Source organism: Streptomyces gilvosporeus (genome assembly GCF_002082195.1).
In the GTDB taxonomy this organism is placed as follows: Bacteria; Actinomycetota; Actinomycetes; order Streptomycetales; family Streptomycetaceae; genus Streptomyces; species Streptomyces gilvosporeus.
Genome location: NZ_CP020569.1, coordinates 2,508,422 through 2,532,090, shown reverse-complemented (window position 1 = coordinate 2,532,090; position 23,669 = coordinate 2,508,422). Strand labels below are relative to the sequence as shown.

13 protein-coding genes, 3 rRNA genes and 2 pseudogenes are annotated in these 23,669 nt (G+C 67.8%); 9 read left to right on the top strand and 9 right to left on the bottom strand.

The genetic code is table 11. The features are described 5' to 3' along the window. Nucleotides 1-35: 35 nt before the first annotated feature. Complete coding sequence (locus B1H19_RS11065; RefSeq protein WP_083109547.1) at nucleotides 36-818, bottom strand: sporulation protein; 783 nt, start codon at nucleotides 816-818, stop codon at nucleotides 36-38. A gap of 154 nt (nucleotides 819-972) precedes the next feature. On the opposite strand from B1H19_RS11065, the gene B1H19_RS11060 reads away from it, so the two are divergent. From B1H19_RS11060 to B1H19_RS39230, 6 genes and pseudogenes are all read left to right on the top strand, one after another. Beyond that, nucleotides 973-1,629 carry a DNA-3-methyladenine glycosylase gene (locus B1H19_RS11060; protein WP_083104447.1) on the top strand — a complete coding sequence of 219 codons (657 nt, stop codon included), beginning with the start codon at nucleotides 973-975 and terminating at the stop codon, nucleotides 1,627-1,629. A 723-nt stretch (nucleotides 1,630-2,352) separates the two neighbouring features. Beyond that, nucleotides 2,353-3,881: ribosomal RNA gene (locus B1H19_RS11050) — 16S ribosomal RNA — on the top strand. Nucleotides 3,882-4,185: 304 nt separating this feature from the next. Further along, nucleotides 4,186-7,308: ribosomal RNA gene (locus B1H19_RS11045) — 23S ribosomal RNA — on the top strand. Between the two features lie 114 nt (nucleotides 7,309-7,422). Continuing rightward, a 5S ribosomal RNA gene (rrf, locus tag B1H19_RS11040) occupies nucleotides 7,423-7,539 on the top strand. Together the 16S, 23S and 5S rRNA genes form the textbook arrangement of a ribosomal RNA operon. Nucleotides 7,540-8,042: 503 nt before the next feature. Then, a pseudogene (locus B1H19_RS40975) lies at nucleotides 8,043-8,747 on the top strand (hypothetical protein); the annotation flags it as partial. Nucleotides 8,748-8,846: 99 nt separating this feature from the next. After that, on the top strand, nucleotides 8,847-9,620 hold the full coding sequence (locus B1H19_RS39230) for a tetratricopeptide repeat protein (RefSeq protein WP_237289802.1): 774 nt from the start codon (nucleotides 8,847-8,849) through the stop codon (nucleotides 9,618-9,620). A gap of 64 nt (nucleotides 9,621-9,684) precedes the next feature. On the opposite strand, the gene B1H19_RS11030 is transcribed toward B1H19_RS39230, so the two are convergent. The 5 genes from B1H19_RS11030 to B1H19_RS11010 all read right to left on the bottom strand — a co-directional run bounded on the left by B1H19_RS11030 (nucleotide 9,685) and on the right by B1H19_RS11010 (nucleotide 16,466). Next, entirely contained in the window at nucleotides 9,685-11,487 is a 1,803-nt protein-coding gene (locus B1H19_RS11030) for an IucA/IucC family protein (RefSeq protein WP_083104444.1), read from the bottom strand. Continuing rightward, the gene (locus B1H19_RS11025) at nucleotides 11,484-12,050 is read right to left on the bottom strand and encodes a GNAT family N-acetyltransferase (protein ID WP_083104443.1); all 567 of its coding nucleotides are present in this window, start codon (nucleotides 12,048-12,050) and stop codon (nucleotides 11,484-11,486) included. Before B1H19_RS11025 ends, B1H19_RS11030 begins: the two co-directional genes overlap by 4 nt. After that, complete coding sequence (locus tag B1H19_RS11020; protein WP_083104442.1) at nucleotides 12,047-13,423, bottom strand: lysine N(6)-hydroxylase/L-ornithine N(5)-oxygenase family protein; 1,377 nt, start codon at nucleotides 13,421-13,423, stop codon at nucleotides 12,047-12,049. The genes B1H19_RS11025 and B1H19_RS11020 overlap by 4 nt, the downstream gene beginning before the upstream one ends. 41 nt (nucleotides 13,424-13,464) lie before the next feature. Continuing rightward, entirely contained in the window at nucleotides 13,465-15,027 is a 1,563-nt protein-coding gene (locus B1H19_RS11015) for a pyridoxal phosphate-dependent decarboxylase family protein (RefSeq protein ID WP_083104441.1), read from the bottom strand. A 176-nt stretch (nucleotides 15,028-15,203) separates the two neighbouring features. Further along, on the bottom strand, nucleotides 15,204-16,466 hold the full coding sequence (locus B1H19_RS11010; RefSeq protein ID WP_083104440.1) for a DUF1015 family protein: 1,263 nt from the start codon (nucleotides 16,464-16,466) through the stop codon (nucleotides 15,204-15,206). 192 nt (nucleotides 16,467-16,658) lie between these two features. Here B1H19_RS11010 and B1H19_RS11005 point away from each other — a divergent pair, with 192 nt between their 5' ends. After that, complete coding sequence (locus B1H19_RS11005) at nucleotides 16,659-17,684, top strand: HAD-IIA family hydrolase (protein ID WP_083104439.1); 1,026 nt, start codon at nucleotides 16,659-16,661, stop codon at nucleotides 17,682-17,684. Nucleotides 17,685-17,810: 126 nt separating this feature from the next. Here the strand turns inward: B1H19_RS11005 and B1H19_RS11000 are convergent, their stop codons facing one another. Further along, complete coding sequence (locus tag B1H19_RS11000) at nucleotides 17,811-18,683, bottom strand: siderophore-interacting protein (RefSeq protein ID WP_083104438.1); 873 nt, start codon at nucleotides 18,681-18,683, stop codon at nucleotides 17,811-17,813. A 111-nt stretch (nucleotides 18,684-18,794) separates the two neighbouring features. Next, nucleotides 18,795-19,823: an ABC transporter substrate-binding protein gene (locus B1H19_RS10995; protein WP_083104437.1), complete on the bottom strand. Its 1,029-nt coding sequence runs from the start codon at nucleotides 19,821-19,823 to the stop codon at nucleotides 18,795-18,797. 153 nt (nucleotides 19,824-19,976) lie between these two features. Here B1H19_RS10995 and B1H19_RS10990 point away from each other — a divergent pair, with 153 nt between their 5' ends. Continuing rightward, the gene (locus B1H19_RS10990) at nucleotides 19,977-21,032 is read left to right on the top strand and encodes a FecCD family ABC transporter permease (RefSeq protein WP_083109546.1); all 1,056 of its coding nucleotides are present in this window, start codon (nucleotides 19,977-19,979) and stop codon (nucleotides 21,030-21,032) included. A gap of 51 nt (nucleotides 21,033-21,083) precedes the next feature. Here the strand turns inward: B1H19_RS10990 and B1H19_RS10985 are convergent. Next, nucleotides 21,084-22,290, bottom strand: a pseudogene (locus B1H19_RS10985) (RNA-guided endonuclease InsQ/TnpB family protein); the annotation flags it as partial. 242 nt (nucleotides 22,291-22,532) lie between these two features. Between B1H19_RS10985 and B1H19_RS10980 the strand changes: the two are divergent. After that, nucleotides 22,533-23,561, top strand: a complete 1,029-nt coding sequence (locus tag B1H19_RS10980) for a FecCD family ABC transporter permease (RefSeq protein ID WP_083109545.1) — start codon at nucleotides 22,533-22,535, stop codon at nucleotides 23,559-23,561. The last annotated feature ends 108 nt before the right edge of the window (nucleotides 23,562-23,669 follow it).

Sequence of the window (23,669 nt, the reverse complement as noted above, 5' to 3'; positions counted from 1 at the left end):
CTCCTGGTCGCTTGCTGACACTCTGTCCGGCCAGGTTAGAGCCAGTTCCGCTTCCCGCCGACCTCCGCCAGCCACTGGTTGAGGTAACCGGCCCAGTCGGTCGCCCCGTAGTCGTCGAGGTCCATCGTGAACTGCCGGTAGGAATCCGACCCGCCCGTGAACAGCCCCGGCTTCTTGTCCATCTCCAGCACCACATCCATCTCCCGCTCATCGGCGACGAACGACAGCTCGACCTGGTTCAGCCCGCGGTACTGCTGCGGCGCGTGGAACTCGATCTCCTGATAGAAGGGCAGCTTCTGCCGCGTCCCCCGGATGTGCCCCTTCTCCAGATCGGCGCTCTTGAACCGGAAGCCGAGCCGGCCGAACGCATCCAGAATCGCCTGCTGCGCCGGCAGCGGATGCACAGTGACCGGGTCGAGATCACTGGAGTCCACCGCCCGCGCAATCGCCAGCTCCGTCGACACCCCGACGCTCATCCCCTTCAGATGCGTCCCCAGGAACGACGTGATCGGCGTCTCCCACGGAATCTCCAGCCCGAACGGCACGGTGTGCACGGCCCCCGGCTGCACCTGGAACGCGCCACCGACCTGAAGCTCGGCGAACTCGATGTTCTCCCTGCGCTCCCCGTCGCTGGTCTCCACCTCGACCACCGCCTGAAGCCCCACGGACAGCCCCTGGATGTCCTGCGCCACGGACCCGCCCTGCATCCGCACCTCGCCCTGTGCGACCCCGCCCGGCACGACGTTCTCCTCGAAGAGGACCGTCTCCACCTTGGCGCCCCCGGCCCCCAAGCTCGCCAGCAGCTTCTTGAACCCCATGCTCGTCCTCCCCAGGCGCAACGCCTGTGCTCAGTGCACACACCGGGCTCCGGACCCTCGTCCGCCCCGGCGTGATCTCTACGGCCACACCTTCCCAACCCCGATGCCCCTGCGGCCAGTCGCCCGCCCCCTGCCTGCACTAGGCTCGGTGCGCATGACCGACGTACCGGAACGTATGCCGCTCTCCCGCGACTTCTTCGACCGCCCCGTTCTGGACGTCGCCCCCGATCTCCTCGGCCGCACCCTGGTACGCCACACCCCCGACGGCCCCATCGAGCTCCGCCTGACCGAGGTCGAGGCCTACGACGGCGAGACCGACCCCGGCTCCCACGCCTACCGCGGCCGCACCGCCCGCAACGCCTCGATGTTCGGCCCGCCCGGCCATGCGTACGTCTACTTCATCTACGGCATGTGGTTCAGCGTCAACCTGGTCTGCGGCCCCGAGAACAAGGCGAGCGGCATCCTGCTGCGCGCCGGCGAGATCACCACCGGCGCCCCCCTCGCCGCCCGCCGCCGACCCAAGGCCCGCAACGCCCACGAGCTGGCCAAGGGCCCGGCCCGCCTGGCCACCGCCCTCGACATCGACCGCACCCTGGACGGCACCGACGTCTGCCACGGCGGCGATCCCACCGCCCCGCTCTCCGTTCTGTACGGCACCCCCGCCGCCCCCGCCCAGGTCCGCAACGGCCCCCGGGTGGGCGTCGGCGGCGACGGCGCCGACCACCCCTGGCGCTACTGGATCGCCGGCGACCGCACCGTCAGCCAGTACCGCCCGCACACCCCGCGCCGCCGCACCACGCCAGCCACCTGAGCGCCCCGAGAGACTTGACTCTCGAGGGTCAAACGCCTAACGTAGCCCGAGCCGCTGGAGGAGGTCAGCGCCCTTTGCGCAGACCACCGGACGGCATAACCAACCACTACGTGCACTTCCCTAACGGGTCGCCTTTGGCATTGCCAAAATCCGATCCCGTCGGCCCGATTATGAGCCGCACAGGAAAGTCGCTAAAGTAGCGGTCACGCCGAAAGGCGCGAAGAACCATCCGCCGGAAAGTAATTCCGCCGAACCGTAATCCGAAAGGGAAACGGCAAGGCGCGGATCTGCTAAAGTCGGAAAGGCCGAAAAGGCGAAAGCCCGGAAGGCCAACCCCGCTCCAACAGGGGGCCGGAGACGGAAACGGATCTGGTAAGGTTGGAAACGCGGAAAGGGCCGAAAGCCCGGACCGTACCGGCGAAAATCGGAGCCGAAAGGATCTGATAGAGTCGGAAACGCAAGACCGAAGGGAAGCGCCCGGAGATCCTGGTGAAACAGGAACAAAGGAAGCGTCCGTTCCTTGAGAACTCAACAGCGTGCCAAAAGTCAACGCCAGATATGTTGATACCCCGTCTCCAGCATCAGCTGGGACGAGGTTCCTTTGAAAGTCCTGCCGACACGATGTGCCGGTAGGCGATACACAGCGAGGACGCTGTGAACGACCGGGCTTATTCCGCCTGGTTGTTCCGCTCAACGCGAGTGTCACCCGATTACGGGTAAACATTCACGGAGAGTTTGATCCTGGCTCAGGACGAACGCTGGCGGCGTGCTTAACACATGCAAGTCGAACGATGAACCTCCTTCGGGAGGGGATTAGTGGCGAACGGGTGAGTAACACGTGGGCAATCTGCCCTTCACTCTGGGACAAGCCCTGGAAACGGGGTCTAATACCGGATACGACACGGGATCGCATGGTCTCCGTGTGGAAAGCTCCGGCGGTGAAGGATGAGCCCGCGGCCTATCAGCTTGTTGGTGGGGTGATGGCCTACCAAGGCGACGACGGGTAGCCGGCCTGAGAGGGCGACCGGCCACACTGGGACTGAGACACGGCCCAGACTCCTACGGGAGGCAGCAGTGGGGAATATTGCACAATGGGCGAAAGCCTGATGCAGCGACGCCGCGTGAGGGATGACGGCCTTCGGGTTGTAAACCTCTTTCAGCAGGGAAGAAGCGAGAGTGACGGTACCTGCAGAAGAAGCGCCGGCTAACTACGTGCCAGCAGCCGCGGTAATACGTAGGGCGCAAGCGTTGTCCGGAATTATTGGGCGTAAAGAGCTCGTAGGCGGCTTGTCGCGTCGGATGTGAAAGCCCGGGGCTTAACCCCGGGTCTGCATTCGATACGGGCAGGCTAGAGTTCGGTAGGGGAGATCGGAATTCCTGGTGTAGCGGTGAAATGCGCAGATATCAGGAGGAACACCGGTGGCGAAGGCGGATCTCTGGGCCGATACTGACGCTGAGGAGCGAAAGCGTGGGGAGCGAACAGGATTAGATACCCTGGTAGTCCACGCCGTAAACGTTGGGAACTAGGTGTGGGCGACATTCCACGTCGTCCGTGCCGCAGCTAACGCATTAAGTTCCCCGCCTGGGGAGTACGGCCGCAAGGCTAAAACTCAAAGGAATTGACGGGGGCCCGCACAAGCAGCGGAGCATGTGGCTTAATTCGACGCAACGCGAAGAACCTTACCAAGGCTTGACATACACCGGAAAGCGCTAGAGATAGTGCCCCCCTTGTGGTCGGTGTACAGGTGGTGCATGGCTGTCGTCAGCTCGTGTCGTGAGATGTTGGGTTAAGTCCCGCAACGAGCGCAACCCTTGTTCTGTGTTGCCAGCATGCCTTTCGGGGTGATGGGGACTCACAGGAGACTGCCGGGGTCAACTCGGAGGAAGGTGGGGACGACGTCAAGTCATCATGCCCCTTATGTCTTGGGCTGCACACGTGCTACAATGGCCGGTACAATGAGCTGCGATACCGCGAGGTGGAGCGAATCTCAAAAAGCCGGTCTCAGTTCGGATTGGGGTCTGCAACTCGACCCCATGAAGTCGGAGTTGCTAGTAATCGCAGATCAGCATTGCTGCGGTGAATACGTTCCCGGGCCTTGTACACACCGCCCGTCACGTCACGAAAGTCGGTAACACCCGAAGCCGGTGGCCCAACCCCTTGTGGGAGGGAATCGTCGAAGGTGGGACTGGCGATTGGGACGAAGTCGTAACAAGGTAGCCGTACCGGAAGGTGCGGCTGGATCACCTCCTTTCTAAGGAGCATCTAGGCGGCCGTAAGGCTGTCCAGAGCCACTACGTCGGCGAATGTTCGACGGTGGTTAGCTCATGGGTGGAACGTTGACTACTCGGCACATTGGGTTGTTGATCGTTAGTACTGCTTCGGCGTGGAACGCGGTTGGTCAATCTGGTGGGTCGGGCACGCTGTTGGGTATCTGAGGGTGCGGACCGTATGGTCTGAACCTTCGCGATGCCGGCCCCGGTGAAAGTCTGCTTCGGCAGGGTGTGACGGGTGGCTGGTCGTTGCTTGAGAACTGCACAGTGGACGCGAGCATCTGTGGCCAAGTTTTTAAGGGCGCACGGTGGATGCCTTGGCACCAGGAACCGATGAAGGACGTGGGAGGCCGCGATAGGCCCCGGGGAGCTGTCAACCGAGCTTTGATCCGGGGGTGTCCGAATGGGGAAACCCGGCAGTCGTCATGGGCTGTCACCCGCTGCTGAACACATAGGCAGTGTGGAGGGAACGCGGGGAAGTGAAACATCTCAGTACCCGCAGGAAGAGAAAACAACCGTGATTCCGGGAGTAGTGGCGAGCGAAACCGGATGAGGCCAAACCAGTCACGTGTGATACCCGGCAGGGGTTGCGTGGTTGGGGTTGTGGGATCTCTTTTCTGCAGTCTGCCGGCTGTGGGACGAGTCAGAAACCGTTGATGTAGGCGAAGGACATGCGAAAGGTCCGGCGTAGAGGGTAAGACCCCCGTAGCTGAAACATCAGCGGCTCGTTTAAGAGACACCCAAGTAGCACGGGGCCCGAGAAATCCCGTGTGAATCTGGCGGGACCACCCGTTAAGCCTAAATATTCCCTGGTGACCGATAGCGGATAGTACCGTGAGGGAATGGTGAAAAGTACCGCGGGAGCGGAGTGAAATAGTACCTGAAACCGTGTGCCTACAAGCCGTGGGAGCGTCGCGTTGAATCTTCGGATTCAACGTCGTGACTGCGTGCCTTTTGAAGAATGAGCCTGCGAGTTTGCGGTATGTTGCGAGGTTAACCCGTGTGGGGTAGCCGTAGCGAAAGCGAGTCCGAAGAGGGCGTTGAGTAGCGTGCCCAAGACCCGAAGCGGAGTGATCTAGCCATGGGCAGGTTGAAGCGGAGGTAAGACTTCGTGGAGGACCGAACCCACCAGGGTTGAAAACCTGGGGGATGACCTGTGGTTAGGGGTGAAAGGCCAATCAAACTCCGTGATAGCTGGTTCTCCCCGAAATGCATTTAGGTGCAGCGTCGTGTGTTTCTTGCCGGAGGTAGAGCACTGGATAGGCGATGGGCCCTACCGGGTTACTGACCTTAGCCAAACTCCGAATGCCGGTAAGTGAGAGCGCGGCAGTGAGACTGTGGGGGATAAGCTCCATGGTCGAGAGGGAAACAGCCCAGAGCATCGACTAAGGCCCCTAAGCGTGTGCTAAGTGGGAAAGGATGTGGAGTCGCAGAGACAACCAGGAGGTTGGCTTAGAAGCAGCCACCCTTGAAAGAGTGCGTAATAGCTCACTGGTCAAGTGATTCCGCGCCGACAATGTAGCGGGGCTCAAGCACACCGCCGAAGTCGTGTCATTGCGATATTACCCCCAACGGGGATCGTGATGGGTAGGGGAGCGTCGTGTGCCGGGTGAAGCAGCCGTGGAAGCGAGTTGTGGACGGTTCACGAGTGAGAATGCAGGCATGAGTAGCGATACAAGAGTGGGAAACTCTTGCGCCGATTGACTAAGGGTTCCTGGGTCAAGCTGATCTGCCCAGGGTAAGTCGGGACCTAAGGCGAGGCCGACAGGCGTAGTCGATGGACAACCGGTTGATATTCCGGTACCCGCTTTGAAACGCCCAATACTGAGCCCATTAATGCTAAGGCCGTGAAGCCGCCCTGATCTCTTCGGAGTTGAGGGGAGTGGTGGAGCCGCTGACCCAAGGTGGTAGTAGGTAAGTGATGGGGTGACGCAGGAAGGTAGTCCAGCCCGGGCGGTGGTTGTCCCGGGGTAAGGGTGTAGGCCGTGTGGTAGGCAAATCCGTCACACGTTAAGGCTGAGACCTGATGCCGAGCCGATTGTGGTGAAGTGGATGATCCTATGCTGTCGAGAAAAGCCTCTAGCGAGTTTCATGGCGGCCCGTACCCTAAACCGACTCAGGTGGTCAGGTAGAGAATACCGAGGCGTTCGGGTGAACTATGGTTAAGGAACTCGGCAAAATGCCCCCGTAACTTCGGGAGAAGGGGGGCCATTGCTGGTGAGGGGTCTTGCATCCTGAGCTGGTGGTGGCCGCAGAGACCAGCGAGAAGCGACTGTTTACTAAAAACACAGGTCCGTGCGAAGCCGTAAGGCGATGTATACGGACTGACGCCTGCCCGGTGCTGGAACGTTAAGGGGACCGGTTAGTCACATTTCGGTGTGGCGAAGCTGAGAACTTAAGCGCCAGTAAACGGCGGTGGTAACTATAACCATCCTAAGGTAGCGAAATTCCTTGTCGGGTAAGTTCCGACCTGCACGAATGGCGTAACGACTTCTCGACTGTCTCAACCATAGGCCCGGTGAAATTGCATTACGAGTAAAGATGCTCGTTTCGCGCAGCAGGACGGAAAGACCCCGGGACCTTTACTATAGCTTGATATTGGTGTTCGGTTCGGCTTGTGTAGGATAGGTGGGAGACTGTGAAGCATCAACGCCAGTTGGTGTGGAGTCATTGTTGAAATACCACTCTGGTCGTGCTGGATGTCTAACCTGGGTCCGTGATCCGGATCAGGGACAGTGTCTGGTGGGTAGTTTAACTGGGGCGGTTGCCTCCTAAAGGGTAACGGAGGCGCCCAAAGGTTCCCTCAGCCTGGTTGGCAATCAGGTGTTGAGTGTAAGTGCACAAGGGAGCTTGACTGTGAGACTGACGGGTCGAGCAGGTACGAAAGTAGGGACTAGTGATCCGGCGGTGGCTTGTGGAAGCGCCGTCGCTCAACGGATAAAAGGTACCCCGGGGATAACAGGCTGATCTTCCCCAAGAGTCCATATCGACGGGATGGTTTGGCACCTCGATGTCGGCTCGTCGCATCCTGGGGCTGGAGTCGGTCCCAAGGGTTGGGCTGTTCGCCCATTAAAGCGGTACGCGAGCTGGGTTTAGAACGTCGTGAGACAGTTCGGTCCCTATCCGCTGTGCGCGTAGGAGTCTTGAGAAGGGCTGTCCCTAGTACGAGAGGACCGGGACGGACGAACCTCTGGTGTGCCAGTTGTTCTGCCAAGGGCATGGCTGGTTGGCTACGTTCGGAAAGGATAACCGCTGAAAGCATCTAAGCGGGAAGCCTGCTTCGAGATGAGGGCTCCCTCCCACTTGATGGGGTAAGGCTCCCAGTAGACGACTGGGTTGATAGGCCAGATATGGAAGCGCCGTAAGGTGTGGAGTTGACTGGTACTAATAGGCCGAGGGCTTGTCCTCAGTTGCTCGCGTCCACTGTGTGGTTCCCGGGTTGCGAACAGTCGCAATCGCTGGTTGAACCAAGTTTCACCTTTTAACTAAAAAGTGTGCTTGTTCGCTAGAACCCGATAGGGTTTCGGTGGTCATTGCGTTAGGGAAACGCCCGGTTACATTCCGAACCCGGAAGCTAAGCCTTTCAGCGCCGATGGTACTGCAGGGGGGACCCTGTGGGAGAGTAGGACGCCGCCGAACAATCTTTCAAGGACCCTTGGTCCCAGCGTTCAGCTGGGACCAAGGGTCCTTTTTTGTTTGCCGAAGCGCGCCGAACTGGTCGGTGCGTGAGAATGAATGCAGTACCGAAGACAGGAGTCACGTCGATGTCCACCAACTCTTCCGACGATCGTTCGGAGCGCCGGCCGCAGCGGCGCGACGGCGGCGACCGCGGTGGTTTCCGGCGTGACGACCGGGGGCCGCGTCGCGACAGCCGTGGTGACAACCGCGGTGGCGAGCGCGGTGGTTTCCGGCGTGATGACCGTCCGTCCGGTGGGGACCGGGGCGGCTTCCGTAGGGATGATCGTCCGTCTGGTGGTGACCGGGGCGGCTTCCGGCGGGACGAGCGGCGTGATGACCGCGGTGGTTTCCGGCGCGATGACCGTCCGTCCGGTGACCGCGGTGGGTTCCGTGGGGGCGAGCGTCGCGATGATCGGCCGCGTGGGCCGCGTCGCGACGATGAGCGCGGTGGCGGATTCCGGCGCGATGATCGGGGTGGGGAGCGTCCGGCTTTCCGGCGGGACGATCGTCCGTCCGGTGGTGAGCGGGGCGGGTTCCGTCGGGATGACCGGCGGGACGAGCGGCGCGATGACCGTGGGGGTTTCCGGCGTGATGACCGGGGTGGCGACCGCGGTGGTTTCCGGCGCGACGAGCGGCGGGATGAGCGTGGCGGTTTCCGGCGCGATGACCGGAGCTCCGGTGGTGACCGCGGTGGTTTCCGGCGCGACGATCGTCCGTCCGGTGGGGACCGTGGCGGGTTCCGGCGTGATGACCGTCCGTCCGGTGGCGACCGTGGCGGTTTCCGTAGGGACGACCGGCGTGACGACCGGCGTGACGACCGTGGGGGCTTCCGGCGTGACGACCGCGGCGGCGAGCGAGGTGGGTTCCGGCGCGACGAGCGGCGGGATGACCGTGGCGGTTTCCGGCGTGATGACCGTCCGTCCGGTGGTGACCGCGGGGGATTCCGTAGGGATGACCGTTCGTCCGGTGGGGACCGTGGCGGGTTCCGTGGGGGCGAGCGGCGGGATGACCGCGGTGGGTTCCGGCGGGATGACCGTGGCGGTGAGCGCGGCGGGTTCCGTAGGGACGACCGGGGGCCGCGGCGGGATGACCGGGGCGGCTTCCGGCGGGATGACGAGCGGGGTGGGCGTCGGCCGTACGGTGGCGGGCGCGGGCGTGACGACCGGCGGGACGACCACCGGCGGGACGACCGCCGTGACCGGGACCGGGAGCCGATCAAGCGGCTGCCGATTCCGGAGGACGTCACCGGTGAGGAGATCGACAAGGATGTGCGGCAGGAACTGCTGAGCCTGCCGAAGACGCTTGCCGAGGATGTCGCCAGGAACCTGGTGATGGTCGCCAAGCTGCTGGACGAGGACCCGGAGAAGGCGTACGGGTACTCGCGGGTGGCGCTGCGGCTGGCGTCGCGGGTTGCCGCGGTGCGGGAGGCCGCGGGCTTCGCGGCGTACGCGGTCGGCAAGTACAGCGAGGCGCTGGCGGAGTTCCGGGCGGCGCGGCGGATGACCGGCAGCGTCGAGCTGTGGCCGGTCATGGCGGACTGTGAGCGCGGGATGGGCCGGCCGGAGAAGGCGCTGGCCATGGCCGGCGAGCCCGAGGTGCAGCGGCTGGACCGGGCCGGTCAGGTCGAGATGCGGCTGGTCGCGGCCGGTGCGCGTCGGGACATGGGGCAGGCGGATGCGGCCGTGGTGACGCTTCAGAGCCCCGAGCTGGCGTCGAATGCCGTGCACCCGTGGACGGCGCGGCTGCGGTACGCGTACGCCGATGCGCTGCTGGAGGTCGGGCGCGAGAAGGATGCGCGTGACTGGTTCGCCAAGGCGCTGGAGGCCGATCAGGCCGGGGCGACGGATGCGTCGGACCGGCTGGCGGAGCTGGACGGTGTGCAGTTCACCGATGTGCTTGAGGACAGCGAGCCCGACGAGGACGGCGAGCACGCTCAGGACGGCGAGCACGGCGCGGAGAAGACAGCGGGGGAGGAGCCGGGCGCGGCCGACCGGCGCGTGGACGGTGAGGACGAGGGTTCCTCCGAGGCCGACAAGGGCTGAGTAGCGCGCGGTGAAACGAAGGGCGGGACCCCGGTGGGGTCCCGCCCTTCGGCGTTGGGGGAGGTCAGGGGGCGTAGGGGGCGACGGGGTTGCGGAGGGTGCCGATGAGCTGGAGGGCGCCGGCCGGGTCCTGGAGGTCGACCATCTCCTGGTTGTTGCGCAGCTGGAGGCGGTTGAGGCAGGAGAGGGCGAACTCCTCGGTGAAGAGGTCGTACTGGGCGAACTTGGCGGACAGCTGGGGGTGTGCCGCCTGGTAGTCGGTGATGCAGTCCGCGACCGTGCGCCAGAAGTCGTCCTCGGTCAGCACGTCCAGGTCGGCGAGGGTGGCCGACAGGAAGCGGAAGAAGCAGTCGAAGACGTCGGTGAAGAGGGAGAGGAGCTTTTTGTCCTCGGGGACGTCGGCGCGGATGCGTTCGACGGCGGGGGGCAGCACCGCGCCGGGGTCCATGACGGCGATTTCCTCGGCGATGTCCTTGAAGATCGCGCGCTGTACGGTGCCGTCCTCCGCCAGGACGAGGATGACGTTCTCGCCGTGCGGCATGAAGACCAGGTCGTAGGCGTAGAAGGCGTGCAGGACCGGGGTGAGGTAGGCGTCCAGGTAGCGCCGCAGCCAGGTCGCCGGGGCCAGGCCGGACTGTTCGATGAGGGCGGCGGTGAGGGAGGAGCCGTCGGGGTCGGTGTGAAGGAGGGAGGCCATGGTGGCCAGGCGCTGGCCGGGCTCCAGGGTGGGGACCGGGCTTTCCCGCCAGAGGGCCGCCAGCATCTTGCGGTACGGGGAGCCCTTTTCGGTGGCGGCCTCGTACGGGCGGTGGTGGTAGCCGAGGGCGGCGCGCTCGCGGATGATCGAGAAGCGGGCGGCGGCGAAGGTGTCGTCGGCGGCGATCAGGCCGGCCAGCCAGTCGTTGATGGCCGGGGTGGCTTCCATGTACGAGGCGGAGAGGCCGCGCATAAAGCCCATGTTGAGGACGGAGAGGGCCGTTTTGACGTAGTGGTGGGTGGGGTTGGTGGTGTTGAAGAAGGTGCGGATGGACTGCTGGGCGAGGTAGTCGTCGTCGCCGGGGCCCAGGCAGACCAGGTGCTGCTGGGCGATCTCGGCGGCGAAGGTGACGGAGAGCTTGTTCCACCACTGCCAGGGGTGGGCGGGGAAGAAGTAGTAGTCGGCGGGGTCGAGGCCGCGGTCGGTGAGGGCGGTGGCGAAGCGGGTGCGGGTGGTTTCGCCGAGTTCGCTGTGGATGAGGGTGTCGTAGTCGAGGCCGGCGCCGGCGGTGAAGGTGGCGCGGTCGCGGCGGGCGGCGAGCCAGATCAGCCGGATGGGGGCGGCGGCCTCGGGGGCGTAGGCGTGGTACTCGTGGACGCCGAAGCCGAGGCGGCCGTTGTTGGCGACGAAGCAGGGGTGGCCCTCGGTCATGCCGGTCTCGATGGCCTGGAAGCCGGACTTTGCGAGTTCGGCGGCGGTGGGGCGGTCGCCGGCCAGTTTGTACGCCGTACCGGAGAGGGTGGAGCTGATCTCCTCCAGGTAGACCGGGAGGATCGCGGGGCTCAGGCCCAGGGTGTCGCGGAATTCGATGTGGAACTCCAGGGCGTCCAGGGGCAGTTCGTCCCGGCCGCGGTGGCGGGCGATGCTGTCGGCGTCGACCTGCCAGTGGTCGAGGGCCCGTCTGCGGGCGGCGAAGCGGTATTCGGTGCCGTCGTCGTCGCTGCGTACGGCGTAGTGGCCGTCGGCGGGCAGCCGCCTGGGGGTGAGCAGGCGTTCATGGGCGAATTCGGCGAGGGCCTTGCGGATCAGCAGGCGGTTGGCGCGGGCCCACAGGTCGGGGGTGAGGTGGGCGACGGCGTCCTGGGCGGCGGTCCGGGGGGCGGCGGTCATCGGGGGTCTCCTTGGGTGGCCAGGAACTGGTCGCGGGTGCAGGTGCTGAGGTGGGCGTCTTTGGAGGGGAGGGAGACGGTGCGGACGACCTCGAAGCCGACGGCCTTGTTGAGGGCGTGCACGGCGGTGTTGCGGGCGTCCGGCTCGACGACGATGCGGCGGGTGGCCGGGTCGGCGAAGAGCGCCTCCATGACGGTGGTGATCACGGCGCGGGTGAAGCCGTGCAGGGGGGTGGCCGTGGGTGCGGTGAGGAAGTGCATGCCGACGTCGCCGGGTTCGGCGGCGTGGACGCCGACCAGTTCGCGGTGCGCGGGGTCGTAGCGCTCCATCAGGAAGGCGGGGGTGCCGTTGTGCAGGCCCAGGAAGGCGTCGTGGAAGGGGTCGGCGTCGATCCGGGTGAATTCCTTTTCGACGGCGGGCAGGTCGCAGTCCTGCATCAGCCAGAAGACGGCCTTGGGGTGGGTGACCCAGGCGTGGAGCAGGGGGGCGTCGGCGGGCGGGTCGACGGGGCGGAGGGAGAACTCGCCCAGGGTGTCGGTGCGGGTGAAGACGGTGGTGTTCATGCGGCGGAGGTCTCCAGCGGGTGGTACGGGGCGGCCGGACCGGACGGGGCGGCGAACTCCTGGAAGGCGATGGCCTTTTCGACCGGGTAGTACTCGCGGCCGAGCAGCTCGCGGATGAGGCAGGAGTTGCGGTACGCGGCCATGCCGAGGTCGGGGGTGACGAAGCCGTGGGTGTGCAGCTCGGCGTTCTGGACGTAGATGCCGCGGCCGGTGGTGTCGATGCTGTAGTTGCGGGCGACGTCGTAGCGGCCGGAGTCGTCCCAGGCGATGCGGTCGCGTACGGGGGTCAGGAAGTCCGGTACGCGGTAGCGGTAGCCGGTGGCGAGGATCAGGCCCTGGGTGGTGAGGGTGAAGTCCTGGCCCTGTTCCTCCTGGCGCAGCCCCAGGGTGTAGGTGCCGGTGGCCGCCTCGTAACGGGCGTCGTGGAGCGCCGCGTTGGTCAGCAGGCGGGTGGGGACGGGGCCGGCCAGGCTCTTTTGGTAGAGCAGGTCGAAGATGGCGTTGACCAGCTCGGAGTCGATGCCCTTGTAGAGGTGCTTCTGGGTGGCGTTGAGGTGGTCGCGGGTGGCCGCGGGGAGGGCGTGGAAGTAGTCCACGTACTCCGGTGAGGTCATCTCCAGCGTGAGCTTGGTGTATTCGAGGGGGAAGAAGCGCGGGGAGCGGGTGGCCCAGGTCAGGTGGTAGCCGTGGCTGTCGATGTCCTGGAGGAGGTCGTAGTAGATCTCGGCCGCGCTCTGGCCGCTGCCGACGATGGTGACCGAGTCCTTGGCCTGGAGGGCGGCCTTGGCGTCCAGGTAGTCGGAGTTGTGCAGGACGTCGCCGCCGAGGCCACGGCAGGCGTCGGGGATATGGGGCGGGGTGCCGGTGCCGAGGACGAGTCTGCGGGCGCGGTAGGTGAGCCGTTCGCCGGTGCGGAGGTGGTCGGCGTGGACGGTGTACAGCTCGGCGGCCTCGTCGTACTCGACGGTGGTGACCTGGTGGTGGAAGCGGAGGGTGTCGAGCTTTCCGGCGGCCCAGCGGCAGTAGTCGTTGAACTCGGCCCGCAGGGGATAGAAGCTCTCGCGGATGTAGAAGGGGTACAGCCGCCCGGATTCCTTCAGGTAGTTGAGGAACGAGAAGGGGGAGGTGGGGTCGGCGAGGGTGACCAGGTCGGCCATGAAGGGGACCTGGAGATGGGTGCTGTCGAGCATCATGCCCGGGTGCCAGTCGAAGGCCGCTTTGTTGTCGAGGAACAGGCCGTTGAGCTCGGTGATGGGGTCCGTGAGGCAGGCCAGGCCCAGGTTGAAGGGGCCCAGGCCGATGGCGAGGAAGTCGTACGGGGTGGGGTCGTAAGCGGAGGAATCGGGCGTGGGGGACGTGGACGGGGTGGGCACGGGGTCTCCGGAGGGGGGGGTGGTCGGCTCGGGGTGCGGGGTCAGCGGGCGCTGAGGGCCGGTCGGGGCCGCTCGGCGAGGTAGCTGCCGGCGTGCTCGGCGATCAGGTCGAGGACGGTGGCGATGTCGTCGAGCGTGGTGTTCGGGTTGAGCAGGGTGAACTTGAGGTAGTGGCGGCCGTCGACGGTGGTGCCGGCGACGACGGCGTCTCCGGAGGCGAACAGGGCGTCCCGGGCGTGCAGGTTGACCTGGTCGCTGAGGTCGGGGTCCGGGTCGGTGCCGGGGACGTAGCGGAAGACCAGGGTGCTGAGTCGGGGCTCGACGACGACCTCGAAGCGGGGGTCGTCGTACAGAAGCTTCCAGGCGTCCGCGGCGCGGTCGATGACCTCGTCGAAGAGTTCGCCGAGCGCGCCGGCGCCCATGATGCGCAGGGTGAGCCAGAGTTTGAGGGCGTCGAAGCGGCGGGTGGTCTGGAGCGATTTGTCGACCTGGTTGGGAATGCGGGCCTCGGCCATCCGGCGGGGGTTGAGGTAGTCCGCGTGGTAGGTGACATGGCGCAGCGTGGTCCGGTCGCGGACCAGGACGGCGCTCGAACTGACCGGCTGGAAGAAGGACTTGTGGTAGTCGACGGTGACCGAGTCGGCGCGTTCGATACCGGCCAGGAGGTCGCGGCGGCGGGAGACCAGCAGGCCGCAGCCGTAGGCGGCGTCCACATGCATCCAGGCGCCGTATCGGGCGCACAGGTCGGCGATCTCGGGCATCGGGTCGAGGGAGCCGAAGTCGGTGGTGCCGGCGGTGGCGACGACGGCCATCGGGATCAGGCCCTCGCGGCGGCAGCGCGCCAGTTCGTCGGCCAGGGCGTCGGTGCGCATCCGCTTGTCCGCGTCGGCCGGTACGGCGATGACGGCCTCGGCGCCCATGCCGAGCAGGGTCGCGGATTTGCGGATGCTGAAGTGGCTGCACTCGGAGGTGAGGATGCGCAGCCGGGGCAGGACGTCGGTGAGCCGGGCGTCCTTCGGGGAGGCGTCACCGGCCAGTTCGCGGCGGCAGGCTTCGTCCCGGGCGAGCAGCATGGCCTGGAGGTTGGACTGGCTGCCGCCGCTGGTGAAGATGCCGTCGGCGGCTGCGCCGAGGCCGATGCGGGCGGCCGTCCAGTCGATCAGCCGGCGTTCGATGAGGGTGCCGCCGGCGCTCTGGTCCCAGGTGTCCAGTGAGGAGTTGAGGGCGGAGAGCACAGCCTCGCCCACGAGCGCGGGGATCACCACCGGGCAGTTGAGGTGCGCGAGATAGCGCGGGTGGTGGAAGTAGACGGCGTCGCGGAGGTAGACCTCCTGGAGTTCGTCGAGCGCGGCGGCGGTGTCGTGCAGCGGGGTGTCCAGGTCGACGGCGGCCACGGTGGGCGCGAGGCCGTCGACGGTGATGCCGGTGAACGGGCGGTCGGTGGCGGCGATGGTGGCCCCGACCCGGGAGACGGCCTCGGTGACGGCGGCGCGGTAGCGTTCGGCGGTGGCGTTGGTCAGCAGATGGTCGGTGCTGTCGTCGGATGCGGCGGGGGATATGCCGGCGGGCGACGGATCCTCGGCGGAGGGCGCGAGGAGGCTCATGAAGGGGTCCTCCCTGGAACGGACTTGACCACGTCCTGCGCAGGTGGAGGGGTGCGCAGGGGCAGGCAGACCCGCCCGGGCGACGTAGTGAGGTAAGCCTAACCTAACTAGTCATGTGCCCGGGTTCGGGGTGCCGGCGGGTGGGGTGCCGTCAAGGGAGCCGATCGGCTAGGGGGTCAGTTCTCGCCGTCGTCCAGCGTGCGTATCACCAGCCCGGTCGCGGGCTTGGGGCCGAAGGACGTGGACTTGCGCGGCATCGTCACACCGCACTGGGCGAGTTGACGGACCGTGTCCTCGGAGGTCGCGCGCATCAGGACGGCGGTGCCGCCGAGCCGGGCGGCCTGCGCGACCGCGGCCTCGGTGTGGTGCAGATAACCGATGTCCGACGGCCGGTCGGGGATGCCCCAGACCTCGTCCAGGAGGACGGAGTGCAGCACCGTGGCATCCAGCCGCCGCCATGCCTCGGGGCGGTCGGAGCGGATCGTACGGTCGAGCAGGGCGGGGTCGGGGCGGTCGAGGAGGTGGAAGGCGTCCGGGCCGCCGGCCAGGACGAAGGCGGTGCCGTGCGTCTCGTCGAGGGTCTTGAGGGCGGCGGACAGATCGCCCGGCAGCCGACGGACGCGGAAGGCGCCGCCCACGCCTGCCAGCGCCTTCGAAAGCGGCAGATGCGGCAGGACGCGGTGGATCGCCCGGACCTGGAGGGGGTAGCGGGCGGTGTCGACCAGCAGCACCAGACCGGACGCCCACGGGGACGCCGGCGTCGCGTCGGGCTGCTGCTCGTAGAGCCGCTGATACGTCGCCCAGCGGTGATGCCCGTCGGCGATCAGGGCCTCCCGGCGGGCCAGGTCGGCGTCGATGGCGGCCAGGTCGGCGGGGTCGGTGACGGCCCACAACCGGTGCGCGAAACCGTCCTCCGTGGTGGTGGCGAGCAGCGGCGCCGCCCGCACCGTCCGCTCGATGACGGCGGTGGCGCCGGAGGCGGTGCTCTGGCCGCGGTAGGAGAGCAGCAACGGCTCGAAATTGGCGGCCGCCGCGCGCATCAGCGCGGCCCGGTCCTCGACCACCTCCGGGATGACGTCCTCGTGCGGCAGCACCGGCCCGTCCAGGCGCAGCGCGCCGATCAGCCCGCGCTGCAACACCTCGCCGCTGCGCTGCTCGTACACATACAGCGCCGGCCGCTCGTCCGGCGCCAGGATGCCCTCGGCGCGCCAGCGGTGCAGGGTGTCGGCGGCCTGGCGGTGGCGGGTGGCGGGGTCGGGGGAGTGCGGCAGGATCAGCCGGACGATGTTGTACGGGTCCGCGGTCTCCAGCTCGCGCACGCCGTCCGGCCGGACCACGACGTCGTACGGCGGAGAGGTGACAGCGGTCAGGCTGCTGACCCGGTCCGGGGCATAGCGCAGTCCACGGAAGGGGAGGAGGCGAAGGCCGTCGCTGGTCATTGAAGAATGCTATGCCGATTGCGCGCAGAGGGAAGATCGGGGTACAGCCGGTACGTGGCCGGAAATATCGGCCGGTTTGCCGGCTGGACAAACCGGCCGTCGGGAGACCGGAAAAGCGGCCCCGGGGCGCAGCCGGCACGAGGCCCGTCGGACACTGGGGGGACGACGCACGGCGACAAGGAGCGAAGCGGCATGAACGAGCAGGTGCGCAGGCGGCCCGACGGATGCGGGCGTCCGCTGAGCGAGGCGTACGACACCGCGCTGCTGGATCTGGACGGGGTCGTCTACGCCGGCGGTCAGGTCATCGCGCACGCCGTGGAGTCGCTGACGGCGGCGCGGGACGGCGGGATGCATTTGGCGTATGTGACCAACAACGCGGCCCGCACCCCGCAGGCGGTCGCCGCCCAGCTCACCGGCTTCGGGCTGCCGACCGGGCCGGACGACGTGATCACTTCGGCGCAGGCGGTGGCGCGGCTGATCGCCGAGCAGGTGCCGTCCGGGGCGCGGGTGCTGGCGATCGGGGGCGAGGGGCTGCGGGTGGCGCTGCGCGAGCGCGGGCTGGTGCCCGTCGACTCGGCGGACGACGATCCGGCGGCCGTGGTCCAGGGCTATGACCCCTCCCTGGACTGGGCGCGGCTCGCGGAGGCGGCGTATGCGGTGCAGCGCGGGGTGCCGTGGTTCGCGTCCAACACCGATCTGACCATCCCCAAGGAGCGCGGGATCGCCCCCGGCAACGGCGCGCTGGTGGAGGTCGTACGGATCGCCGCGGGCGGCGCGCCCCAGGTGGCGGGCAAGCCGCTGCCGCCGATGCACCGGGAGACCGTGCTGCGGACCGGCGCGCAGCGGCCGCTGGTGGTCGGGGACCGGCTGGATACGGACATCGAGGGCGCCTTCAACGGCGGGGTGGACTCGCTGCTGGTGCTCACCGGGGTCACCACCGCGGCCGCGCTGCTGGCCGCGCCGCCGCAGCACCGGCCCACCTATGTGGACGCCGATCTGCGGGGGATGCTGCGGCCGCAGCCCGCGGTGACCGAGGAGGACGGCGGCTTCTCCTGCGGCGGCTGGCGGGCCGCGGCGGCCGGTGAGGCGCTCGTCCTGGACGGCGAGGGCGATCCGCTGGACGGGCTGCGGGCGCTGTGCGCGGCGGCCTGGACGGCTGCGGGCGAGGGCGGCTGCGGGGCGGACGCGGGCAAGGCGCTGGGGCGGCTCGGGATGTGAGGGCGGGGGCTCACACCCCCAAGGCGGGGCGGGACCCGCACGCCGCGAGGCCGGGCCCGGCCCCGATGCGTGAGGGCCGGGCCCGCACATCGCGACGCCCGGCCCCGGCCCCATGTCCCGGGCGGCTCAGTCCTCTTCGGCCGCCGGCGCCGTGCCCGCCGTCAGCTCCGCGAGCAGCTCCTCCTCGGAGGCGCCGCGCCGCCAGTAGCCGGTGAACTTCACGGCCCGCCGGTCGAAGCCGCGTTCGCGGACCAGATGCCGGCGCACCTCCCGTACGGTCCCGGCCTCACCGGCGATCCAGGCGTACGGGGTGCCCTCCGGCAGCTCCGCGGCGCGTACCGCGTCCGGCAGTTGGCCGGGGGCGCTGCGCACGAGCCAGGTGACCTCGGCGTCGGCGAACGTCGGCAGCGGCCGGCAGTCGTCCGCATGGGCGGTCTCGATCCAGACCCGAGCGCGGGTGCCGGGGGAGAGCCAGGCCAGGATGCCCGCGATGGCGGGCAGCGCGGTCTCGTCGCCGGTGAGCAGGATCCAGTCGGTGCCGGACGGCGGGCGGAAGTCGACGCCGCCGTTGTCCTCGACGACCGGGGCGAGCACGGTCAGCCGGTCGCCGACCCGGGCGCCGGCGGCCCAGCGGGCGGCCGGACCGCCACCGGCCGCGCCGTGCCCGGCACCGTGCAGCGCGAAGTCGACGGCGAACTCCCCCGTGCCGGGGTGCTGTTCGCTGATGGTGTACGAGCGCATCAGCGGGCGCTCGGCCGGGTCCTGGGCGCGCCAGACGGCGTACCAGCCCTCGGAGGTGTCGGCGAAGACCGGCCGGTCCTGGTGCGGCTGCGGCAGGAACAGCTTGAAGCGCTGGTCGCGGCCGCCGGAGGCCAGCTCGTCCAGCCGTTCGCCGCCGAAGGTGATCCGGGCCATGGACGGACTCAGCCGCCGGACGCCCGTGACCCGGACGTCGAAGAAGCGGAAGGGGGCGGTGGCGGGGGCGGCGGTCGTGGTCATGTGGGGGACCTTCCGTGACGTGTGCGGCGGCGTGTTCCGTGGGGTGTGCGGTGACGCTTTCCGTGACGGTGTGTCAGTTATTGGTTCGGCCACGGGTGTTGCTTACGGATGTCAGCTGACCTTCTTGGCGCTCTCGATGGCCCGGGTGAGCGATTCCAGCAGCGGCGCCGCGCCCGCGTAGGAGAAGCGCGGCTCGCTCGACCAGGGCGTGATCTGGCCGGCCTTGACGGCGGGGAGCCTGGTCCAGGAGGGCTTGGCGGCCAGGTCCTTGGGCTGGAGGGTGGCCGTCCGGTTGTCCAGCAGCAGGACGTCCGCCTTGTACTTGTCGGCGTTCTCCCAGCTCAGGCTCTCGAAGTAGCCGCCCTTGTCCAGGTGGTCGGGGACGATGAGGTCGACGCCGAGGGACTTGAAGTACTTCAGGTCGGCGTTGATGCCGGGGTTGGAGGCGTAGAAGAGATCGGCGCTGCCGGAGCAGGCCAGCACCTTGACGGGGTGGGACTTGGCGGCCTTGCGCAGCGCCGCCGCGGCCTTTTCGAACCGGGTCTTGGCGTCGGTGACCTTCTTGGCCTCCAGATCGGCGCCGAGCGACCGCGCGAGGTCCGCGTAGCGCTCGATGATCTTGACGAGCGTGACGCGGGAGGAGGTGATCGCGACGGACTTGGCCAGGTGCGTGATCTTGTCCTTGCTGTCGTCGGGCACGAACCACAGGGCGCCCGGCTCGTACATGTTGGTGACCAGCAGATCGGGGCGCAGCGCCGCGTACTTCTCGACGTTGAACTGGTTGTAGGCGTTGCCGAGGATGGTGACCTTGTCGATGTCCAGGTCGCCGGCCTGCGGGTCGGGCTTGCCGTTCTTGAGCCGGGTCGGGCCGAAGACGCCGACGATCCGGTCGTCGATGCCGAAGTCGTGCAGCGCGGCGGCCGTTCCGGTGAAGGCGACGATGCGCTGCGGTGTGCTCCCCAGGGAGACCTTCGTCCCGCGGTCGTCGGTGAAGGACCACGGGCCGCCCTTGCCACCGCCGTTGGCGCCGCCCGGGCCCTTGCCGCCACCGCAGGCGGCGAGCAGGGCGCCGATGCCGACGGCGCCGCCCGCGGCCAGGATGCCGCGGCGGGAGGGGGCGATGCTTCGGGGAGTGCTCATGGTGGGTGCGCTTCTCTCTGGGTGCGACGGGCCGGCGTGACGGGGTCGGCGCGACGGGCCGGTGCGACGGCCGTGTGCGGCCGGGCCGTCGAGGCGATGCGCCGGGCCCCTCGGAACGAACGGATATGAGGGTAGGCTAACCTAACCATCGTGTTGGTTGACAGCCCCCCCGAGGCACCCCCCGAAGCGACAACAGCCCCGCCCCCAGGGGCGCCACGGCGCCGGCGGCTCACCCTCGCGGGGCTGGCCGTCTCCGTGGCCCTGCTGGCCGCCGTCACTGTGCTCGGCATCGCCGTCGGCGCGAAACAGATCCCCCTCGACCAGGTCTGGCACGGGCTCTTCCACTACTCCGGCTCCGACACCGATGTCGTCATCCGCGACGTACGGCTGCCGCGCACCCTGCTCGGCGTCCTCGTCGGCGCCGCCCTGGGCCTGGCCGGTACGGTCATGCAGGCGCTGACCCGAAACCCCCTCGCCGACCCCGGAGTTCTCGGCATCAACGCCGGCGCCTCGGCCGCGGTCGTCACCGCCATCAGCTTCCTCGGCATCACCTCGCTGACCGGCTATGTGTGGTTCGCCTTCCTCGGCGCCGCGGTCGTCAACGTCGCCGTCTACGTCCTCGGCGGCACCCGCGGCGCCACACCCGTACGGCTCGCCCTGGCCGGCACCGCCCTCACCGCCGTGCTCACCGGCTACCTCAATGCCGTCAACCTCCTGGACAACGCGGCGCTGGACAAAATGCGCTTCTGGACGGTCGGTTCGCTGGCCACCGCCACCATGCCGACGGTCACCCGGATCGCACCGTTCCTCGCCGTCGGCGCCGTCCTCGCGCTGCTGCTCGCCCGGCCGCTGAACGCCCTCGCCCTCGGCGACGACCAGGCGCGCGCCCTGGGCACCGGGCTGATGCGCACCCGCGTCCTGGCCATGCTCGCCATCACCCTGCTGTGCGGCGGCGCCACCGCGGTCTGCGGGCCGATCGTCTATGTCGGCCTGATGGTCCCGCATGCCGTACGCGCCCTCACCGGGCCCGATATGCGCTGGATCCTGCCGTACTCCGCGGTGCTCTCGCCGGTGCTGCTGCTCGGCGCGGATGTCCTGGGCCGGGTGGTGGCCCGGCCCGGCGAACTCCAGGCCGGCATCGTCACCGCCCTCATCGGCGGACCGGTCTTCATCTACCTCGTACGGCGTCGGAGGATGGCCCAGCTTTGAAACCTCCCTCTCGAAAACGAGGGGGATTCCTAGCTCACGTCGCCTGCGGCCCGGCGGGTGCACAGGTCTTACACGATCAGCACTAGCCGGGACAGAGACCAGCCCGGACCAGCATCACGCGGGCGGAGTTCTTATCCCTGGAGGATACGGCTCCGCACACGGTGCAGGCATATGTTCGTTCCGAAAGAGGTAGTGCGTGCTTGGTTCTCGCTCCGCACTGCGCACAGTCCATCGTGGTGTGCGCGGGATGCACCAGGTGCACCATTCGACCGTGTTTACGCGCCATCTGCAGAAGGGCTCGCTTGGTCGCGCCGATCGCGGCGTCGGCGGCCTTCCTGGCCATGGTCGACTTGGCGAGGAACTTCGGGCGGAAGTCCTCCACGGCCAGGGCGTCATGGTCGCGCACGACCTTCTTGGCCCACTTGCGTCCGGTGTCCTGACGCTGCCGCGCAACCCTGCTGTACAACTTGGCCGTCTGCCGCTTCGCCTCGCGGTAGCCCTTCGAACCGGACTGACCGCGAGCGGGCTTACGGCGGGCCATCATCCGCTGGTAGCGGGCAAGCTTCTGTGCGGCCGTCCTTCCGTGCTGCGGGTGGGGAAGGTCATGGGCGTCGGATGTGGTGGTCGCGGTCTCCTTCACGCCCCAGTCGACACCGATCACCGCGCCGGTTTCGGGAAGCTGCTCGGTCGTCGTAGCAACCACGAACGAGCAGTACCAATGCCCGGTGCTGTCCCGGTATACCCGAACCGACGACGGTGGCTCGGGCAGATCGCGCGACCACACCACCCGTACAACGATTCCGCCGGCGAGATGCAGGCGGCCGTCTTTGAGGCGGAAGCCTCGGTGGGTGTAGTTCAGGCTCGGGTCCGCCTCATGCTTCTTCTTCCATTTGGGCATCCCGGCGCGCTGTCGCATCGGCAACCTGGCCTTGATGTCCTTGAGTGCCTTCGCCCGCGACTTGGCGAAGTCACGTATGAGCTGCTGCTGAGGAACGCTCGCACCCTCAGCCAGCCAAGGCGTCGCGCGCCGTGCCTGGGTCAGCATCTTGTCGAGCTGGGCCGGGCCACACGTCGCCTTCCCGCCGGTCGCCTTGTTTCGGGTGTGCACCTGCTTCGACTTCGCTACGCATTCGTTCCACACCCACCGACAGCGGTCCCACTCTGCTTCGAGCTCGGCACGGGCCGTGGACGACACGCGCAGCCGGTAGGCGTACCGGGCGTGCCCGGAACTCTCCGCCGTCTGCGCTTGCGTCGTCATGGATCTGAACCTACCTGGGAGGACTGACAGTTGAGAGCTCTTGATCACTTCAGGCTGCTTCATCACATCTCGGGATGGACGCCCGATCGTCTTGGAGGTGATCCGGCTACCCCTGCCCTACGCCTCAGGAGTCCGATTCTCCCCCGCAAGCGGGCGGTACCCCCATCCCGGCCTGAAGGCCGGGGCACCCTCGGAGGAATCAGGTGAACGCAACGCTGAAACCGGCGAAGGCCGCCCGCAGGATGCGGACCGTACGGACCGGGGGCGGGCTCTCGCTGCGGCTGGATCTGCGGGTCGTGGGTGCCTGCCTGCTGCTGGCGGTCCTCGCGCTGGCCGCCGCCGTCGCCCTGATCGGCTCCGGCGACTACCCGATGACGCCCGCCGAGGTCATCGCCACCCTCACCGGCGGCGGCGATGCCGGACAGACCTTCATCGTGCAGGACCTGCGGCTGCCGCGCGTCCTGGTCGGACTGCTGGCCGGTGCGGCCTTCGGGATCTCCGGGGCGGCCTTCCAGACCGTCTCGCGCAATCCGCTCGGCAGCCCCGATGTGCTGGGCTTCGCCCAGGGCTCGTCGGTCGGTGCGCTGGTCGTCATCGTCTTCTTCCAGGGCGGGACGGTCGCGGTGGCGGGCGGCTCCGCCGTCGGCGCCGTGGTCACCGGCCTGGCCATCTTCCTGCTGGCCTGGAAGCGCGGCATCCAGGGCTACCGCTTCGTCCTCGTCGGCATCGGGGCGAGCGCCATGCTCTACGCCCTCGTGCTCTACCTCCTGACCAAGGCCAACATCGTCGAGGCGACCCGGGCCACCACCTGGATGAACGGCTCCCTCAACGGCCGGGACTGGGACCAGGTCTGGCCCCTGGCCGCCGTCTGCGCCGTCCTCCTTCCGCTGCTGCTGTGCTACGGACGCCCGCTGCGGATGCTGGAGATGGGCGACGACGCGGCGTATGCGCTCGGCGTACGGGTGGACCGGGTGCGGGTGGTGGTCCTGCTGGCGGCGGTCCTGCTCGTCGCCTCCGGCACCGCCGCGGCCGGGCCCATCGCCTTCGTGGCCCTGACCGCCCCCCAGCTCGCCCGGCGCCTGACCCGCGCCCCCGGCCCCAATCTGCTGCCCGCCGCCCTGATGGGCGCCACCCTGCTGGTCGCCGCGGACTGGTCCGCGCAGCGCCTCTTCGGCGCCGACCAGCTCCCCGTGGGCGTGCTCACCGGCGTCCTCGGCGGCGGCTATCTGCTGTGGCTGATGGCGACGGAGCGACGGGCGGGGCGGATATGAAGGCGTTTGAGAGGGCGCGTACGAGGGCGTATACGAGGGCACTCATGGCGCCGCCCATGACGGCGCTTTCGGACCGCCGGTGCCGGACCTCCGTACCGGACCGCAGCA

What these genes read in the sequence shown, in the direction of transcription:
- B1H19_RS11065 (WP_083109547.1), bottom strand. Translation starts at nt 818, where the DNA reads ATGGGGTTCAAGAAGCTGCTGGCGAGCTTGGGGGCCGGGGGCGCCAAG.
- B1H19_RS11060 (WP_083104447.1), top strand. Translation starts at nt 973, where the DNA reads ATGACCGACGTACCGGAACGTATGCCGCTCTCCCGCGACTTCTTCGAC.
- B1H19_RS11030 (WP_083104444.1), bottom strand. Translation starts at nt 11,487, where the DNA reads ATGACCGCCGCCCCCCGGACCGCCGCCCAGGACGCCGTCGCCCACCTC.
- B1H19_RS11025 (WP_083104443.1), bottom strand. Translation starts at nt 12,050, where the DNA reads ATGAACACCACCGTCTTCACCCGCACCGACACCCTGGGCGAGTTCTCC.
- B1H19_RS11015 (WP_083104441.1), bottom strand. Translation starts at nt 15,027, where the DNA reads ATGAGCCTCCTCGCGCCCTCCGCCGAGGATCCGTCGCCCGCCGGCATA.
- B1H19_RS11010 (WP_083104440.1), bottom strand. Translation starts at nt 16,466, where the DNA reads ATGACCAGCGACGGCCTTCGCCTCCTCCCCTTCCGTGGACTGCGCTAT.
- B1H19_RS11005 (WP_083104439.1), top strand. Translation starts at nt 16,659, where the DNA reads ATGAACGAGCAGGTGCGCAGGCGGCCCGACGGATGCGGGCGTCCGCTG.
- B1H19_RS11000 (WP_083104438.1), bottom strand. Translation starts at nt 18,683, where the DNA reads ATGACCACGACCGCCGCCCCCGCCACCGCCCCCTTCCGCTTCTTCGAC.
- B1H19_RS10995 (WP_083104437.1), bottom strand. Translation starts at nt 19,823, where the DNA reads ATGAGCACTCCCCGAAGCATCGCCCCCTCCCGCCGCGGCATCCTGGCC.
- B1H19_RS10980 (WP_083109545.1), top strand. Translation starts at nt 22,533, where the DNA reads ATGCGGACCGTACGGACCGGGGGCGGGCTCTCGCTGCGGCTGGATCTG.